Genomic DNA, 241 nt, shown 5'->3' on the forward strand with positions numbered 1-241 from the left:
AATGTGCAGATTGTGTGATTGTAGACTCTAATATTCCTGAGAATAGTATTCAATATTTAATTCAGTTATGTAAGAGTAGCAATGTTCCTATAGCTGTTATCCCAGCATCTATAGAGAAGGGGAAAAACATCCCGAAGAATTTAAAAAGAATAGACTATTTAATAATTAACAAAAAAGAAGCTGAAGCTTTTTGGGATATCTCTTTGAATGTTAAAAGTGACTATGAAAAAATTAAACAAAT

General features: G+C 29.0%; 1 pseudogene. It reads left to right on the top strand.

The features are described 5' to 3' along the window. Window positions 1-14: 14 nt before the first annotated feature. A pseudogene (locus SH09_RS17130) lies at window positions 15-241 on the top strand (carbohydrate kinase family protein); the annotation flags it as partial.

This window comes from Staphylococcus gallinarum (assembly GCF_000875895.1).
Taxonomy (GTDB): domain Bacteria; phylum Bacillota; class Bacilli; order Staphylococcales; family Staphylococcaceae; genus Staphylococcus; species Staphylococcus gallinarum.